This is a genomic window from Agromyces agglutinans (assembly GCF_009647605.1).
Lineage (GTDB): Bacteria > Actinomycetota > Actinomycetes > Actinomycetales > Microbacteriaceae > Agromyces > Agromyces agglutinans.
Map to the genome: position 1 here is coordinate 89341 of NZ_WJIF01000002.1, position 15860 is coordinate 105200.

A 15860-nucleotide genomic window follows, 5' to 3' on the forward strand; every position below is an offset into this window, starting at 1 on the left:
CCCTTCCCTTCGATCGACCGGATCAACGCTACCCTCGGCCGCCGACGGGCGGCCGGGTCAGCGCAGCAGGAGGTTGGGCTGGAGGAGGTAGCGATAGCTGTCGTTGCCCGCCTGCTCGCGCGAGGTCTGGCTCGTGATCAGCACCGGGCCAGGCTTGTTCGGGTTCTCGGTCTTCGTGAACGAGATCCGGACGAACTCGCTCGGCACGGCCGAGAGGCCGTCGAGGAGGAACTGGGGCTTCAGCGAGACGACCGTGTCGTCGCCCGTGAGGATCGCGTCGATCGACTCGGATGCCTGCGCCTGCTCGCTGCCGATCGCCTCGAGCGTGAGCCCGTCGGCGGAGAAGGAGTACCGGAGTGCCGCCTCGCGCTCGAGCACCAGCGCCACGCGTCGCGTCGCCTCGATGAGGTCGGCCGTGTTCATCACGGCGTAGTTGTCGACGGTCTCGGGGAACAGCCGGCGCACGGGCGGGAAGTTGCCCTTGATGAGCAGGCTCGTGACGGTCTTCTTGTCGGCGCTGAACGCGATCAGCTCGCGGTCGTCGCGGCTCGTGATCGCGACGGTGATGGTGCCCGAGTGGCCGAGCGTCTTGCCGACCTCCTGCAGGGTGCGCGCCGGCACGAGCGCCGTGTGCGTCTCTTCGGATGCCACGGCGCCGCCGTCCCAGGCGATCTCGCGGATCGCGACGCGGTAGCGGTCGGTGGCCACGAGGCTCAGGCTGTTCTCGCGCACCTCGAGCTGCACGCCGGTGATGACGGGCGTGACGTCGTCGCGCGACGCGGCCACGGCGACCTGCGCGACGGCGGCCGAGAACTCGTCGGCGGGGACGACGCCGGTCTGCTCGCCGATCTCGGGGATCGAGGGATATTCCTCGACCGGCATCGAGAGCAGCGTGAAGCTCGCGGAACCGCAGGTCACCGAGATTCGCGACTCCTCGGTCGCGATGCGGACCGGCGCGTTCGGCAGCCGGCCGGCGATCTCTGCCAGGAGGCGGCCCGAGACGAGCACGGTGCCGGGCTCCTCGACGTCGGCCTGGATCTCGGTCTGGCTGGAGACCTCGTAGTCGAACGACGAGAGCACGAGGCCGCTGTCGCTCGCCTGGATGAGCACGCCCGAGAGGATCGGCAGCGTGGTGCGCTGGGGCAGCAGCTTGACGGCGAAGGACACGGCCTCACTGAAGACGTCGCGATTGACCTGGAACTTCACGGTTCTCCCGTCGTGGAGGTGCTGAATCGAACCCATGCTAGCGGCTGGGCTCCGATCGGTCCCGGGCGAACCGCTCTGGGCGCGCCCCGATCACGAGGTTGCCGATCGCCCCCTTTCAATCACTCTTTCTCTTAACGGTGTTAACCGTTGTGGAAACTGTGGATGGTGTGAGGTGTTCGGCGCAGGGGTGCGGATCCGAGCCTGTCGGGTCTGTGCACGGTGTGTGGAATCCGCGTCGGATCCGGTCCGGCGATGTCGTCGCCCTCGACGCGCCATCCACAGGCGATGCCGACGTCTCCCCAGCCGCCAGACGGTTGCTCGTTAACAATCCACAGCTTTTCCACACTTGTGGGGAACGGTCGTGAGCGGCCCGCTGGGCGCGCCGAAGCACCGCTTCCCGCGGGCGGACGAGCGGGCGACGGGGCATCCGATTCGATGCGACATCCGACCGGATGCGGCATCCGATCAGCGGACGCGACTGGTCTGCTTGATGCGTGCCGTCAACTCGGTGACCTGGTTGTAGATCGACCGACGCTCCTTCATGAGCTCGGAGATCTTCTTGTTCGCGTACATCACGGTCGTATGGTCGCGGTTGCCGAAGAGCTGCCCGATCTTCGGCAGCGAGAGGCTCGTGAGCTCGCGGCAGAGGTACATCGCGATCTGGCGCGCCGTCGCCACGGCCTGCGAGCGGCTCGAGCCGTACAGGTCGTCGACCGTGAGCTTGAAGTAGTCGGCCGTCACCGTGATGATGTCGACCGGCGCGACGACGTTGTCGGTGTCGTCGGTGATCAGGTCCTTCAACACCGTCTGCACGAGGGGCATGTCGACCGGCGTGCGGTTCAGGCTCGCGAACGCGGTCACGCGGATGAGGGTTCCCTCGAGCTCGCGGATGTTGCTGGAGACCTTCGAGGCCATGTACTCGAGGATGTCGTCGGGCACCTGGAGGCGCTCGGACTGTGCCTTCTTTCGGAGGATCGCGATACGCGTCTCGAGGTCGGGCGCCTGGACGTCGGTGATCAGGCCCCACTCGAAGCGGCTGCGCATCCGGTCCTCGAAGCCCGTGAGGTGCTTCGGCGGCACGTCGCTCGTGATCACGACCTGTTTGTTGTGATCGTGCAGCGTGTTGAAGGTGTGGAAGAACGCCTCCTGCGTCTCCGCCTTGCCCTGGAGGAACTGGATGTCGTCGATGAGCAGGATGTCGATGTTGCGGTAGCGCTGCTGGAACAGCGAGCCGCGATTGTTCGCGATCGAGTTGATGAAGTCGTTGGTGAACTCCTCGGAGCTCACGTACCGAACCCGGATTCCCGGGTACAGGCTCATCGCGTAGTGCCCGATGGCGTGCAGCAGGTGGGTCTTGCCGAGGCCCGAGTCGCCGTAGATGAACAGCGGGTTGTACGCCTTGGCCGGCGCCTCGGCCACGGCGACGGCCGCGGCGTGGGCGAAGCGATTGGACTGGCCGATGACGAAGCTGTCGAAGGCGTACTTCGGGTTCAGCCGGGAATCGCGCGGGCGGTCGCCGCCCGCGGATTCGAAGACCGGGTGCGGGGCGCCCGTGAAATCGGATGCCTCGGCGAGGCCGTCGTCGTATCCGGACGAGGAGCCGACTCCCCCGATCGTCGCGGAGAGTCCGCCGATGCCGACCGGACCGGCCGGCGCCGAGAGCTCGTCGCCCGACTCGGCGGCGCGCGCCTCCTCCAGCTCGGGGTTCACGACGACGTAGAAGGAGGTCACCGGGCTGGCTGCCTCGATGAACCCCATCGCCTGGAGCAGCGGCACGCGCATGCGCTGGTTGAGCATGCTCGCCGTGAAGTCGTTGGGCACCTCGAGGTAGAAGGTGCCGGCCGCGATGCCCTTGGGTTCGACGAGGTTCAGGAACCCCTGCAGCATCGGGGTGATGGCGGCGTCGCCGGAGAGGCGGTCGAGGACCGTCGCCCACGTCTCCGAGATGGGCTGTTCCGTCATCGTTCCCCGCAATCGTCTGCGCGCGCCGCGCCGCTCGTCGGTCCCCCGATCGACGTGACAAGCGGCGCCGGGCAAGTGTTCACCGGTTATCCACGGCCTGTGGGCAGTCCCTGTCGAAACCGCGGAATTCCGCGTTCGAGGCTGGGGATAACTGGTCTCAAACCGTACCGAATGAGCGCCCGCCCGACAAATGCCGCAACGGGGATCAAGTCGCCCGCGCGTGTCGTTCCACAGCTCGCGCGCAGCCTCGTGGGATACTGTCGAGTTCGATCCGCGCCTCCCGAGCCGGCGGCCGGTTTGACCGCGCGCCGTTCAGGCCGTAGTTTTAATCAGTTGACCGCAGCCCTCACGGGCACCCAGTTTTCCCGACGACCGCACGTGTGACGCGATCGCTCGAGGAGATCCGAATCGCCGGAGAAGAAGAATGAGCAAGCGTACCTTCCAGCCGAACAACCGCCGCCGCGCCAAGAAGCACGGCTTCCGCCTGCGTATGCGCACGCGCGCCGGTCGCGCCATCCTCTCGGCTCGCCGCCGCAAGGGTCGCACCGAACTCTCCGCGTAGTCACTCGGTGCTCGCCAAAGCCAACCGCATCACGAGCGCCGACGACTATCGCAGTGTCGTGCGCCGTGGTGCGAAGGTCGCCGGTGCCCACACCGTGAGCTATGTGCGTTCACGGCAGGCGGGCTCCGACGCGCGCTTCGGCTTCATCGTCTCCAAGAAGGTCGGCACCGCCGTCCGCCGCAATCTCGTCCGCCGGCGCCTGAAGGCGGCCGGGCATGAGATGGTCCGCGACGGCGCCGCCGGCTTCGACCTGGTGGTCCGCGCCCTGCCGTCTGCGGCAGGCGCGGACTTCTCGGCGTTGCGCGACGAACTCCGCCGCGCCGCAGCCCGCACGGATGGAGCATTCCGTGCGTGACGTGGCGCTCTTCCTCATCCTCGTTCCGCGGAACGTCGGTGTCCTGGTGCTTCGCGCCTACCGCAAGCTCATCTCTCCCCTGTACGGCGACGTCTGCCGCTACTACCCGTCGTGCTCGGCGTACGGGCTGGGATCGGTGCAGCAGCGCGGCCTCGTCATCGGCGGCATCCTGACGGCGTGGCGCATCCTGCGGTGCAACCCCTGGAGCGCCGGCGGCATCGATGACGTGCGGCCGCCCGCCCACCACCGCTACCGCGTCACCCGGTTCGGCTGGGTGCTGCCCGCCGCGTGGGTTCCGTTCGACACCGCCGCCGAGTCGCACGACCACTCCGACCACTCGCACGAGGCCGCGGTGCCCGTGCCCTCCGCCGCCAGTTCCCGAAAGGCCTGACCTCCCGCATGGATCCCATCAGCATCATCCTCTGGCCCATCAAGTGGGTCATCGAGCTGATCCTCGTCGCGTTCCACTCCCTGTGGTCCTTCATCGGCATGGATCCCGACGCCGGCGTCACCTGGGTGCTGTCGATCGTCGGCCTCGTCATCGTGGTGCGCGCCGCGCTGATCCCCATCTTCGTGCGGCAGATCAAGAGCCAGCGCCGAATGCTCGAGGTCGCCCCTCAGCTGAAGAAGATCCAGGACAAGTACAAGGGCAAGAAGGACCAGTTCTCTCGCGAGGCCATGTCGCGCGAGACCATGGACCTCTACAAGCGCACGGGGACCAACCCGCTCTCGTCCTGCCTCCCGCTGCTGCTGCAGATGCCGATCTTCTTCGGCCTCTACTCGGTGCTGAACGACGCGCAGCACGACAAGGCCGGCGTCGGCCTCTTCACGCAGGACCTCGCGAACTCGTTCGCCAACTCGGAGTTCCTCGGCGCACCGCTCAAGGGCACCTTCATCGGTGCCGTGAACGGCGAGTACCCGTGGCAGGTCATGGTCGTCGCCGTGACGATGATCATCCTGATGACCGCGTCGCAGTTCATCACGCAGCTCCAGATCGTCTCCAAGAACATGTCGCCCGAGACCAAGGCCAGCCCGATGTTCCGGCAGCAGCGCATCCTGCTGTACCTGCTCCCCCTCGTGTTCGCGTTCTCGGGTGTCGCCTTCCCGATCGGTGTCATGTTCTACTGGCTCGTCTCGAACTTCTGGACCATGGGTCAGCAGTTCGTCGTCATTCGGAACATGCCGACGCCCGGTAGCGAGGCCGCCGCGGCCCGCGAGGCTCGCCTCGCGAAGAAGGGCAAGCTCGTCGTCGAGGAGCCCGCACCCACCGAGGAACCGACGAAGAAGCAGCCCACGCAGCGCCAGCAGCCCGTCGGCAAGCAGCGCGCCAAGAAGCAGAACAACCAGGGGAACAAATCATGACCGACGTGCAGCAGGAGACCGCCGAGCGTTCCATCGCGCAACTCGAAGAAGAGGGCGACATCGCGGCCGATTACATCGAGGAGCTTCTCGACATCTGCGACCTCGACGGGGACATCGACATCGATGCCCGCAACGGTCGTGCCTACGTGTCGGTGAACGCCGGCGAGGGCGCGAACCTGCGCCTGCTCTCGAAGAGCGAGACCGTCACGGCACTGCAGGAGCTCACGAGGCTCGCGGTGCAGACCAAGACGGGGGCTTTCTCCCGGCTCATCCTCGACATCGGTGGATCGCGGGACGCGCGGCGCGATGAGCTCGCGTCGCTGGTCGCGCGGGCGGCAGAGCGCATCGAGGGCGGAGCCGCCGAGGCGGCACTCCCCCCGATGTCGTCGTACGAGCGCAAGCTCGTGCACGACCTCGTCGCCGAGCGCGGGTTCCACTCGGAGTCGCGCGGCGAGGGCGCCGACCGCCACACGGTGATCACGCACGGCTGAGCCGCTGCCGATCGACGCGCCGTTTCACGTGAAACATGACTGACCGCCTCGACCTCGAGCCGGAGCCCGCCGCGGCCGCCGTCCTGTTCGGCGACCGCCTCGAACTCGGCCGTGCGTTCACCGAGTCGCTCGCACGCTACGGCGAAGAGCTCGGCCTCATCGGACCGCTGGAGCTGCCCCGACTCTGGACCCGGCACATCCTGAACTCGGCACTGGTCGCTCCCCTGCTGCGGTCCGGACGCGTCGGTGACGTCGGTTCGGGTGCCGGCCTGCCCGGCCTGGTGTTGGCCATCATCCGCGCCGATGTGTCGTTCACGCTCATCGAGCCCATGGAGCGCCGAGTCGCGTGGCTCGAGCGCCAGGTCGCGGAACTCGGTCTCGAGAACGTCGACGTCGTCCGTGCGCGGGCTGAGGAGGCGAAGCTCAACGGTTCACTCGACCAGGTCACGGCCAGGGCAGTGAGCGCGCTTCGCACCCTGATTCCGATCACCGCTCCCCTGCTGCGGCCCGGCGGAGAACTCGTGCTCCTCAAGGGCGCCGGCGTCGACGGCGAGATCGGATCGGCCGAGAAGGCGTTCCGGAAGTTCAAGGTGCACGACGCCGAAGTGCTCGTACTCGGCGAGGGCGTCGTCAGCGAAGTCACCCGGGTGTTCCGCGCGAAGGTCGGCTGATCGCAGCCGCCCTTCGGGGCGGCTGGATGTCGTGGGTGTGGCCCGGATGCGTCGGGTTCTCGAGCTCGTCGGTGCTCGACGCGTCGCGGCCGCTCTTGCTCGACCGCCGCTCGACCGTCGTGGCGTATTGTTCGCCGGATGCTCGTCGCCGTGCTCGTCGCACGCGTGGTCACCGACCTGTAGCTGGCTGTCGCACCGATGCGCCGCGGTGGCTGATGTGCTGACGTGTCGATGTGTCGATGTGCCCTGGTGTCGATGTGCCGCGGTGCCGATTTGCCGAGGTGCCGAGGTGGAGAAGTGCCGAAGTGCCGATGTGCCGATTTGCCGAAGTGTCGATTTTCCGATGCGTCGAAGTGCCGTGGCAATCGCCGGGGGGGTCGGGGGGCCGCGTCGGTTGAGTTGGGTGATGTGCGGGTCGAATCGAGTGGTCAGGTCGGTGCGGTGTCCCACGCCCTCACGTCGGTCATGCAGCAGCTTGAGCGGAGGATCGCTGAGCCACCCGAGTGGTTGGTCGCCGGTCTTCGCCGTACGTTCCACACTGGCGCAATCGGAGAGCGCCAGAGTCGAACGCGGGAGTTGTTTCACGTGAAACATCGGCCAATGGAGGCTGATGTCGTGGGACTGATAGAGGCGCAGCAGTCAGCGAGTGGCGGCAGCCGTTGATGTCGTGATCGCCGTCGTGCGTCATCATGCGCGAACTCCCTGCATTCCAGGGGTCTGGATCGAACGAAAGGCGTTGCGCCGCGACCTGCCCCGGTCATGTGTACGTCGCTCCTGTGGCGGACTTTCGAGCAGCGTCACCGGCACGTCAACCTAGCGTGCCCGTTGGTCAGGCCCGGGCACCGGCCGATGTTCCGTTGCTCACGGCTCGGACATGTCGTGGGTGTGCATCGGGCGAGGGCGGCCTCGAGTTGACGTGTCCACGGAGCGCGCCCTCCTCGGCTTCCGCGGATGCGCGCCCACTCTCGGCACCGCAGCCGTCAGCTCGCAACCCGACTGCCAGCGGGGCTACCACCGACGCGGCTCCTGTCGCGGCCCGACCGTAGGAACCGGAGGTGGCCTACCTGCATGACCGAAACTCGATCGCATGCGCGCGTACGGACTTCGTTCTCGATGGCCGCCGGGGGCGGCGGACGCCGGTGAGCGGCACTCCGGTCACGCCGAGGAGTGGCTGACCCTGCCACCCGACACGCCGCACGGGTCATTGCCACCGAAGACGCGGTCATATCCAGCGACGCGGCGTGCCGGCCGCGGCAATCCACTCAGCCGCCCTGCGCTCCGTCTGCGCGCAGATCCAGCACGACCTCAGCCGGTGCGGGCCCGTCTCCGACCGCCAGCATGACGGCGCGATGCTCAGCATCCACAATCCAAGGAGGGGCATCCGCTACGTCTCGTGAGCCGGCGAGATCGTCGGTCTGCATCGCGTACACGATGACCGGACCGTCGCTCGTATCGATGATCATCGCGGCCTCATGATCGACTCCCTCAGCGGCGAGCGACTCCAGCGCTTCGGGCCGGCGAGGACCGTCGATCTCCCGCAACCAGCCAACCACGCGATCACGCTGGTCCGAGCGGATACGACGCGCAACGAGGTGGATCACCAGTTGAGACCAGACCCAGGGCCGCGACGCGCGCACGCATGCAGGACACGACCCACCCTCGCTGCATGCGAGAGTCGGCCTCAGCTGATCGCCCGAGCCAGTGGGCATCGCGGCATTCAGCGGCGGAGCCGCTAGCCCTCGCACACCGTTTCCCCCACCGGGCAGGGCTCGACACGCTGCGGATGGCCATCTTGGTTGCGATGTTTCACGTGAAACATCGCGACGTCCGTGCGCGCGACTCGTTCAACGCAGACCGCCTACCTCCATGGCAGCCGAGAGATCAGGGCGCCGAGGATCGGGTCCATACGCCGTCGATCTACGCCCTCTCCACTTTCACATCGACCGACTCGGCGAAAAGTTCGCGGGACGACCGATTCACCGAGTCGCGAAGTCGCACGCCCCGGTTAGGCTGGTGTGTCAGGTCCGACGATCACTCTCGTGGGCGTCGGGCGTCAGCACGACGAGCGTGTTTGGAGAGTCGGGAATGGCGCATGGTGGGGGTCGCGGCTGGTTCCGCAGACGTACGCAGCCCGCACCGCCACCCACCTCTCTCGCTCCACCAAGCCCTCCCGAGGAATCCGCTCCGATGACGCCCGACACACCACCGTCGACGATCGCGCCATGGAGCCCATCGAACCCCGCAGCGGCCGATGGCCGACAGAGCCCCGCGTTCGCGCCGACCAGCACGCCGGTCAACGAAGCCGACGACGGCGTCGGTCCCGTGCACGCGGGTGCGGTGGCCCACGACCAGTCGTACACGGGCTCGCACGCTGAGCCGGGCGGTCCTGCGCTGTCCGAGCCGGGCGCCGTTGCGACGTCGACGGAGAGCCAGGCGTCTGCCTCGGCCTCCCCCGCATCTCCTCATCGCTCCATCGACTGGGACGCAGCGACGGCCGCGGCCCTTGCCGACGATGAACTGGGTGTACCGGCGGACGCACGGTGGCAGGCGGCAACCGGACGGACGGGCGCCGACCAGATGCTCGAGGACCTCATCCGCGAGATCGTCGGAGACGAGGCTGCCGACACCGTCTCGTCCCTTCAGCAACCGAAGATCGACGAACAGCCACGGGCCGAAGCTGAGGTCGAGGCCACCGGCGCGACGTCGCCCCAAGTCGGCCGTGATGCAGTTGAACTGCAAGCCGTCCCCGACGGCGTGCCCGCAGCCGAATCCGACCCGGGAGTCGATGCCGTGCCGGCAGCCGGATCAGCGACGGCACTCGAATCCGGACCGGAAGAGCACGCGTATCCCGCAAGTGAAGCGGCGCGAGCAGTCGACGTCGAACCGACGGAACCAACGGCCGACGCGTCGATCGAGTCGAACGATGGCCCGACCCCCCGGTTCGACGCATCCGCACCTGCCGCGGACCAGCCGCAGGCCGCCGCCCCGGCCGATTTCCCCCGAGCCGACGCCCCGGCCGTTGCGACCGCCTCCGCTCCCCCTGCGGACGCCCCCGCTGGCCTTGCCGGCACCATGACCCCAGCCGCTCCCGCGCCGATCGCACCGCCGGTCGAATCGCATGACCCCGATGTTTCACGTGAAACATCCACGACCCACGGAGGAACTCCCCTGGCCGACCAACTGATCGACGAGACCCGTCGACGCATGGCGCTCGAAGAAACGGTGCTCCCACTCCCGCCGGAGACGCGGGTCTTCACGATCTCGAACCAGAAGGGCGGCGTCGGCAAGACCACCACCGCCGTCAACCTCGCCGCGGCGCTGGCGCGCTCGGGCGCTCGGGTGCTCGTGATCGACCTCGACCCGCAGGGCAATGCCTCGACGGCGCTGGGCGTCGATCACCGCTCCGAGCAGCAGAGCGTGTACGAAGTGCTGGTACAGGACCTCGCGCTCTCCGCGGTGGTCCGACCCTCCACCGAACACGAACGGCTCGATTGCGTCCCGGCGACGATCCATCTTGCTGGCGCCGAGATCGAGCTGGTCTCCCTCGTCGCGCGCGAGCAGCGTCTCAAGCGGGCACTCGACGCCCACCTGGCGCAGATGGACGAGCCGTATCACTACGTGTTCATCGACTGCCCGCCGTCGCTGGGCCTCTTGACGATCAACGCCTTCGTCGCTGCACGGGAGGTGCTCATCCCCATCCAGTGCGAGTACTACGCGCTCGAGGGCCTGTCGCAGCTGCTCAGCAACATCGAACTCATCGAGAAGCACCTGAATCCGGTGCTCCGCCTGAGCACCATCCTGTTGACGATGTACGACTCGCGCACCAATCTCGCGCAGCAGGTCGCCCAAGAGGTCCGCGAGCACTTCCCAACCCAGACGCTCGGCACGATCATTCCGCGATCCGTGCGCGTCTCCGAGGCACCGAGCTATGGACAGAGCGTCATCTCGTACGACTACGCATCGACGGGTTCGCTCTCCTACCGTGAAGCCGCCGCCGAGATCGCTCGACGCGGCGCCCGCACCCCCGAGGAGAACCACTGATGGCTACCAAGCGAACCGGCCTCGGCCGGGGCATCGGCGCACTGATCCCGACCAATGACGAAACCCCGCGCGCCAACCGGCCGGTCGACGTCTTCTTCCCCGAATCCGATCAAGCATCGGCATCCGTGAACACCGGCGCCGACGCCGCCGGGGCCACGCCGGGCACGGTCGCGGGATCCGACGCCGCTCCGACGCTCGCCGCCGTGGCCGTCGTCGAGCAGGCCGCGGCGAACGAGGGGCTCCTCGCCGTGCCGGGCGCGCGCCTGGCACGACTCAACCCGCACGACATCGTTCCCAACGCGCAGCAGCCGCGGGTCAACTTCGACCCCGAGGATCTCGCTGAACTGGTCCACAGCGTTCGCGAGTTCGGCGTCCTGCAGCCGATCGTGGTCCGGCCGCATCCCGACGAGGCCGGCAAGTACGAACTGGTCATGGGCGAGCGCCGGCTTCGGGCGAGCAAGACTGCTGGGCTCGACACGATTCCGGCCGTCATCAAGGACACCGCCAACGAGGCGATGCTGCGCGATGCACTCCTCGAGAACCTCCACCGCTCCCAGCTCAACCCGCTGGAGGAGGCATCCGCGTATCAGCAGCTCCTCTCGGACTTCGGCATCACGCAGGAGGTGCTCGCCGAGCGCATCGGCCGTTCACGGCCGCAGATCTCGAACACGCTGCGCCTGCTGAAGCTGCCCGAGCAGGTGCAGCTCCGGGTCGCGGCGGGGGTGTTGAGCGCCGGCCACGCGCGCGCCATCCTCATGCTCTCCGACCAGGAGGCGATGATCCGGCTCGCCGACAAGATCGTCAATGAAGAGCTCTCGGTGCGCCAGGCGGAGGCCATCGCTGCTGCCGAGCCCAAGGCGGGCAAGCCGAAGCCGGCTGCCGGGCGTCGGCAGGAATTCCTCGATGACCTGGCGGTTCGCCTGGGTGATCGACTGAACACGCGCGTGAAGATCAACCTCGGAGCGCGCAAGGGAACGATCAACATCGACTTCGCGACCGTTCAGGACCTGCGCCGGATCCTCACCGATCTGGGCGAGGAACTCGAAGGGGTCTGAACCGCGAACGCCGGGCCGTCGCCGGGCGGGCGATGATGGAATCGCGAAGGGCCGGGATGCGATCGCATCCCGGCCCTCCTGTTCTCGGCGCGCGTCAGCCGCGCTGCGCCGCGCGACGCACGAGCGCGTCGTAGACCTCGCTCGCCGTGCGCCCGGCCGCTTCGATCGCGAGCGGGACGAGCGATGTCTCTGTCAGGCCGGGCACCACGTTCGCCTCGAGGAACCATGGCCGGCCGGCCTCGTCGATGATGAAGTCCACCCGTGAGAGGTCGTGCAGGCCGAGCGTGCGGTGGGCCAGCACGGCCGCCTCCGCGACGGCAGCGGCGATCTCCTCGTCGAGGCGCGCCGGCGCGAAGAAGGTGGTCTCCCCCGCGTTGTACCTGGCCTGGAAGCTGTAGACGCCATCCGTCGGAACGATCTCGACGGCCGGCAAGGCCTCGGGACCTGCGCCCGTGTCGACCACGGTCACGGCGACCTCGGTGCCGAAGATCCGCCGCTCGACCACGGCGACCTCCGCGTAGGTGAACGCGTCGACCATCGCGCGCGGCAGTTCCTCGGGTGCATCCACGATCGTCACGCCCTGGGCCGAACCACCCGAGGACGGCTTCACGACCAGGTCGCCTTCGATGGCGCTGCGGACCACGCGGAGCACGCTCGCAGCCCCGAGCTCGCGGAACGACTCGTGCGAGAGCACGACGGAATCGGGAACCGCGATACCCGCATCGCGCACGATGGAACTGGCGACCGGCTTCGACCACGTGCGACGAGCCGCAGAGCCGGGCGAGCCCACCGTGGGAACCCCGAGCGCCGCGAGCAGGTCGAGCAGCGAGCCGTCTTCGCCGCTCGAGCCGTGGAGCGCAGGGAACAGCACGTCGGGCCGGTGCTCGGCGAGGTACGGCAACAGGCCGGCATCTGGGTCCCGCAGGGTCACCCGGTGGCCCGCGGAGACGAGTGCGTCGACGACGCGTCGGCCGGATCGAAGCGACACGTCGCGTTCGTGCGAGATGCCTCCGGCGAGCACGACGACGTCGAGCGCTGCCGACGCGGCGGTTGCACCCGACGCGCTCGCACCCGACGCGCTCCCACCGGTCGCGGTCCCACTGCTCAGGTCCGCCTCCGAAGGCACCGCGCCGCTTTGCTCAGAATCGCTCATGATCTGGGATTTCTCCGCTCTGTTCCGGGTTTGGAGCTACTTGAGGTCCGACGGGGGCGCGACTTCGATGCCGGGCGTGATCGGGAGTTGCAGGGTGCCGGTGCCCGCGAAGGTGTCGAGCAGGTCGAGCTCGCCGTTGACGACCGTCGCGAGCCGCCGCACGCCGAGCCGGATGGCCTCGGGCGTCGGATAGCAGAACGAGAGGCGCATCGCGTGCCGGCCTCGGCCGTCGGCGAAGAACGCGGTACCCGGGGTGTAGGCCACGAGTTCCCGCACCGCACGCGGCAGCATCTGCTTCGAGTCGAGCCTGTCGGGCAGGGTGAGCCACACGTAGAACCCGCCGTTCGGGTTGGTCCACGAGAGATGTGGAAGGTACTCCCCCAGCGCCTCGAGCATGGCGTCCTTGCGCTCGCGGTAGACGCCGCGGAAGGTGTCGATCTGCCCGCGCCAGTCGGCAGTGGAGAGGTACTCGGCCACGACCATCTGGCTGAACGAGGAGGGTGAGAGGATCGCCGACTCGGCGGCGAGGATGAGCTTCTCGCGGATCGCGTGCGGCGCGAGCGCCCAACCGACGCGGAATCCCGGGGCCAGGGTCTTCGAGAACGATCCGAGGTAGATCACGCCTTCGGGGTCGAGTGAGCGCAGCGCGTTCGGTGCCGGCTCGTCGAAGTGCAGGAGCCCGTACGGGTTGTCCTCGAGCACCAGGATCTCGTTCTGCCGGCAGATCTCGAGGATCTCAGGGCGCCGCGAAGCGGCGAGCGTGACCCCGGCCGGGTTGTGGAAGTTCGGGATCGTATAGAGGAACTTCATGCGCCGGCCCTGGCCGCGCAGGTGCGCGATCGTCTGCCGCAGCGCCTCGGGGATCAATCCGTCGTCGTCCATCGCGACGTGCACGACCGACGCCTGGTACGACCGGAACACGCCCATCGCGCCCACGTAGGAGGGCGCCTCGGCGAGCACGACGTCGCCCGGGTCGAGGAACAGCTTGGCGACGAAGTCGAGCGCTTGCTGCGAACCGGTCGAGGTGACCACGTCGTCGACGGATGCCCCGCGGATGCCCTCGAGCGACATGACCTCGAGGATGTGCTCGCGGAGCTCGGGGATGCCCGCACCCCCGCCGTACTGCAGCGCGGTGGGGCCCTGCTCGCGCATGACCCGGTCCATCGACTGCAGGATGAGCTCCTGCGGGAGCGCCGACACGAACGGCATGCCGCCGGCGAGCGAGACCACTTCGGGGCGCGACGCGACGGCGAACAGGGCCCGGACCTCGGATGCCGCGAAGCCGGCGGCTCGCTCGGCGTAGTTCGCGTACCAGGGGTCGAGGTTGTTGCCGGTCCGCTGCGGGACGCCGTCGGTGGTCACATCACATCCGTTCTGCTCAGGGTTTTCATGGTAGTCACCGCGAAGGGGTGGGTCCGACGGATGCCTCGCGGCGGAGCATCCCGTCGGCTGTCGCTGCCGGCCCCGGATACGCGAAAGACCCGCCCGGCTGGTGCCGGGCGGGTCTCAGGACGAGGCTGCCGGCTACGAGATGTAGGCGGCGAGGTCGGCCTCGAGGGCGGGCTTCGGCTTCGCGCCGACGACGGTCTTCACGACCTCGCCGCCCTGGAAGACCTTGAACGCGGGAATCGCGGTGATCTGGTACTTCATGGCGAGGCCGGGGTTCTCGTCGACGTTGAGCTTGACGATGTCGATCTTCTCGGCGTGCTCGGTCGCGATGGCGTCGAGGATCGGGCTCACGGCGCGACACGGGCCGCACCATTCGGCCCAGAAGTCGACGACGACCGGCTTGTCGTTCTTGAGGACCTCCTGCTCGAAGGTGGCCTCGGTCACTGCACGTGCAGACATTTCACTTCTCCTTTGGTGGAAGACGGGATGCGTCGCGTCAGTTCGCGACGGCGAGTTCGGCGACGGATGCCTCGGCTGAAGCCGGCTCCTCGTCGGCGGCACCGGCGTCGTCGAGCGCGGCGAGGTAGTGCTCGGCGTCGAGAGCGGCGACCGTTCCCGAGCCCGCTGCCGTCACGGCCTGGCGGTAGTGGGGGTCGATCACGTCGCCGGCGGCGAAGACGCCGGGCACCGACGTGCGCGAGGAACGCCCGTCGACCGCGATGGTGCCCTCGGGGGTGAGGTCGAGCTTGTCGTGCACGAGGTGCGTACGCGGGTCGTTGCCGATCGCGACGAAGAGGCCGTCGAGGTCGAGGGCCCGAAGCTCGCCCGTCACGGTGTCGCGCAGCGTGACGCCCGTGACCGCCTCGGTGCCGTGGATCTGCGTGACCTCCACGTTCCACACGAACTCGATCTTCTCGTTGTCGAACGCGCGCTGCTGCATGATCTTGGACGCCTTGAGCTCGTCACGGCGGTGCAGCACGTAGACCTTGTCGGCGAACCGGGTGAGGAAGGTCGCCTCCTCCATCGCCGAGTCGCCGCCGCCGACGACCGCGATCGTCTTCTGCCGGAAGAAGAAGCCGTCGCACGTGGCGCACCACGACAGGCCGTGGCCCGAGAGGACCTCCTCTTCGGGAAGGCCGAGCTTGCGGTAGGCGGACCCGGTCGCGTAGATGATGGCACGAGCCTCTTCGACGCCGCCGTTTCCGAGCTTCACGCGCTTGACCGGACCGTCGAGCTCGAGCTCGACGACGTCGTCGTAGACGACCTCGGTGCCGAAGCGCTCGGCCTGCTGCTGCATCTGCCCCATCAGGTCGGGGCCCATGATGCCCTCGGGGAAGCCCGGGAAGTTCTCGACCTCGGTCGTGTTCATCAGCTCGCCGCCGATCTCGACCGAGCTCGCGATGAGCAGCGGCTTCAGCTCGGCGCGGGCGGCGTAGATCGCCGCGGTGAAGCCTGCGGGGCCCGAGCCGATGATGATGATGTCGCGCAACACTGCTCCCTGGTTCGTGACGTAGGTGTGGCATCCGTTCGATTCGACGGATGGCACGACATGGTCAACACAGTCTAGGCGGACCCTATTCCGGCGCCGCCGTGCGTTGCGGCGCGCGACGGAT

At 68.0% G+C, this 15860-nt stretch carries 15 protein-coding genes; 8 read left to right on the plus strand and 7 right to left on the minus strand.

All coding sequences use genetic code 11. The annotated features are described in order from the left end of the window. Positions 1-57 precede the first annotated feature (57 nt). Both dnaN and dnaA read right to left on the minus strand, forming a co-directional pair. Positions 58-1206, minus strand: coding sequence for a DNA polymerase III subunit beta (gene dnaN / locus GE115_RS03615; protein WP_312854870.1), 1149 nt, complete (start codon positions 1204-1206; stop codon positions 58-60). A 465-nt stretch (positions 1207-1671) separates the two neighbouring features. After that, the gene (gene dnaA / locus GE115_RS03620; protein WP_153683453.1) at positions 1672-3168 is read right to left on the minus strand and encodes a chromosomal replication initiator protein DnaA; all 1497 of its coding nucleotides are present in this window, start codon (positions 3166-3168) and stop codon (positions 1672-1674) included. A 424-nt stretch (positions 3169-3592) separates the two neighbouring features. Between dnaA and rpmH the strand changes: the two genes are divergently transcribed. From rpmH to rsmG, 6 genes are read left to right on the plus strand one after another with little or no spacing between them, the layout of a single operon-like run. Beyond that, positions 3593-3730 (plus strand): 50S ribosomal protein L34, encoded by a 138-nt coding sequence (gene rpmH, locus GE115_RS03625; RefSeq protein WP_153683454.1) that lies wholly within the window; start codon positions 3593-3595, stop codon positions 3728-3730. Positions 3731-3737: 7 nt separating this feature from the next. Next, positions 3738-4085, plus strand: coding sequence for a ribonuclease P protein component (gene rnpA, locus GE115_RS03630; protein WP_312854871.1), 348 nt, complete (start codon positions 3738-3740; stop codon positions 4083-4085). After that, complete coding sequence (yidD, locus tag GE115_RS03635) at positions 4078-4476, plus strand: membrane protein insertion efficiency factor YidD (protein ID WP_376765689.1); 399 nt, start codon at positions 4078-4080, stop codon at positions 4474-4476. Before rnpA ends, yidD begins: the two co-directional genes overlap by 8 nt. A gap of 8 nt (positions 4477-4484) precedes the next feature. After that, positions 4485-5447 carry a membrane protein insertase YidC gene (gene yidC, locus GE115_RS03640; RefSeq protein WP_153683456.1) on the plus strand — a complete coding sequence of 321 codons (963 nt, stop codon included), beginning with the start codon at positions 4485-4487 and terminating at the stop codon, positions 5445-5447. Then, entirely contained in the window at positions 5444-5938 is a 495-nt protein-coding gene (locus GE115_RS03645) for a Jag family protein (RefSeq protein WP_153683457.1), read from the plus strand. Before yidC ends, GE115_RS03645 begins: the two co-directional genes overlap by 4 nt. Before the next feature lie 35 nt (positions 5939-5973). After that, entirely contained in the window at positions 5974-6609 is a 636-nt protein-coding gene (gene rsmG, locus GE115_RS03650; protein WP_153683458.1) for a 16S rRNA (guanine(527)-N(7))-methyltransferase RsmG, read from the plus strand. Positions 6610-7871: 1262 nt separating this feature from the next. Here the strand turns inward: rsmG and GE115_RS03655 are convergent. After that, positions 7872-8210 carry a DUF6176 family protein gene (locus GE115_RS03655; protein WP_153683459.1) on the minus strand — a complete coding sequence of 113 codons (339 nt, stop codon included), beginning with the start codon at positions 8208-8210 and terminating at the stop codon, positions 7872-7874. 1603 nt (positions 8211-9813) lie between these two features. Here GE115_RS03655 and GE115_RS03660 point away from each other — a divergent pair. Further along, the gene (locus GE115_RS03660) at positions 9814-10650 is read left to right on the plus strand and encodes a ParA family protein (RefSeq protein ID WP_172979734.1); all 837 of its coding nucleotides are present in this window, start codon (positions 9814-9816) and stop codon (positions 10648-10650) included. Beyond that, on the plus strand, positions 10650-11705 hold the full coding sequence (locus GE115_RS03665; protein ID WP_153683460.1) for a ParB/RepB/Spo0J family partition protein: 1056 nt from the start codon (positions 10650-10652) through the stop codon (positions 11703-11705). The genes GE115_RS03660 and GE115_RS03665 overlap by 1 nt, the downstream gene beginning before the upstream one ends. 94 nt (positions 11706-11799) lie before the next feature. On the opposite strand, the gene GE115_RS03670 is transcribed toward GE115_RS03665, so the two are convergent. The 4 genes from GE115_RS03670 to trxB form a co-directional block, all read right to left on the minus strand. Next, positions 11800-12858 carry a D-alanine--D-alanine ligase family protein gene (locus GE115_RS03670; protein WP_153683461.1) on the minus strand — a complete coding sequence of 353 codons (1059 nt, stop codon included), beginning with the start codon at positions 12856-12858 and terminating at the stop codon, positions 11800-11802. A gap of 36 nt (positions 12859-12894) precedes the next feature. After that, complete coding sequence (locus GE115_RS03675; RefSeq protein WP_312854872.1) at positions 12895-14220, minus strand: aminotransferase-like domain-containing protein; 1326 nt, start codon at positions 14218-14220, stop codon at positions 12895-12897. A gap of 162 nt (positions 14221-14382) precedes the next feature. Further along, on the minus strand, positions 14383-14706 hold the full coding sequence (gene trxA, locus GE115_RS03680; RefSeq protein ID WP_153683462.1) for a thioredoxin: 324 nt from the start codon (positions 14704-14706) through the stop codon (positions 14383-14385). 37 nt (positions 14707-14743) lie between these two features. Further along, a complete protein-coding gene (gene trxB / locus GE115_RS03685) occupies positions 14744-15736 on the minus strand; it encodes a thioredoxin-disulfide reductase (protein WP_153683883.1) in 993 nt (330 codons plus the stop codon). Positions 15737-15860 lie beyond the last annotated feature (124 nt).

Bases quoted from the DNA above. Each gene is read 5' to 3' on its own strand.
- dnaA (WP_153683453.1), bottom strand. From the start codon at position 3,168: ATGACGGAACAGCCCATCTCGGAGACGTGGGCGACGGTCCTCGACCGC.
- rpmH (WP_153683454.1), top strand. From the start codon at position 3,593: ATGAGCAAGCGTACCTTCCAGCCGAACAACCGCCGCCGCGCCAAGAAG.
- yidC (WP_153683456.1), top strand. From the start codon at position 4,485: ATGGATCCCATCAGCATCATCCTCTGGCCCATCAAGTGGGTCATCGAG.
- GE115_RS03645 (WP_153683457.1), top strand. From the start codon at position 5,444: ATGACCGACGTGCAGCAGGAGACCGCCGAGCGTTCCATCGCGCAACTC.
- rsmG (WP_153683458.1), top strand. From the start codon at position 5,974: ATGACTGACCGCCTCGACCTCGAGCCGGAGCCCGCCGCGGCCGCCGTC.
- GE115_RS03660 (WP_172979734.1), top strand. From the start codon at position 9,814: ATGGCGCTCGAAGAAACGGTGCTCCCACTCCCGCCGGAGACGCGGGTC.
- GE115_RS03665 (WP_153683460.1), top strand. From the start codon at position 10,650: ATGGCTACCAAGCGAACCGGCCTCGGCCGGGGCATCGGCGCACTGATC.
- GE115_RS03670 (WP_153683461.1), bottom strand. From the start codon at position 12,858: ATGAGCGATTCTGAGCAAAGCGGCGCGGTGCCTTCGGAGGCGGACCTG.
- trxA (WP_153683462.1), bottom strand. From the start codon at position 14,706: ATGTCTGCACGTGCAGTGACCGAGGCCACCTTCGAGCAGGAGGTCCTC.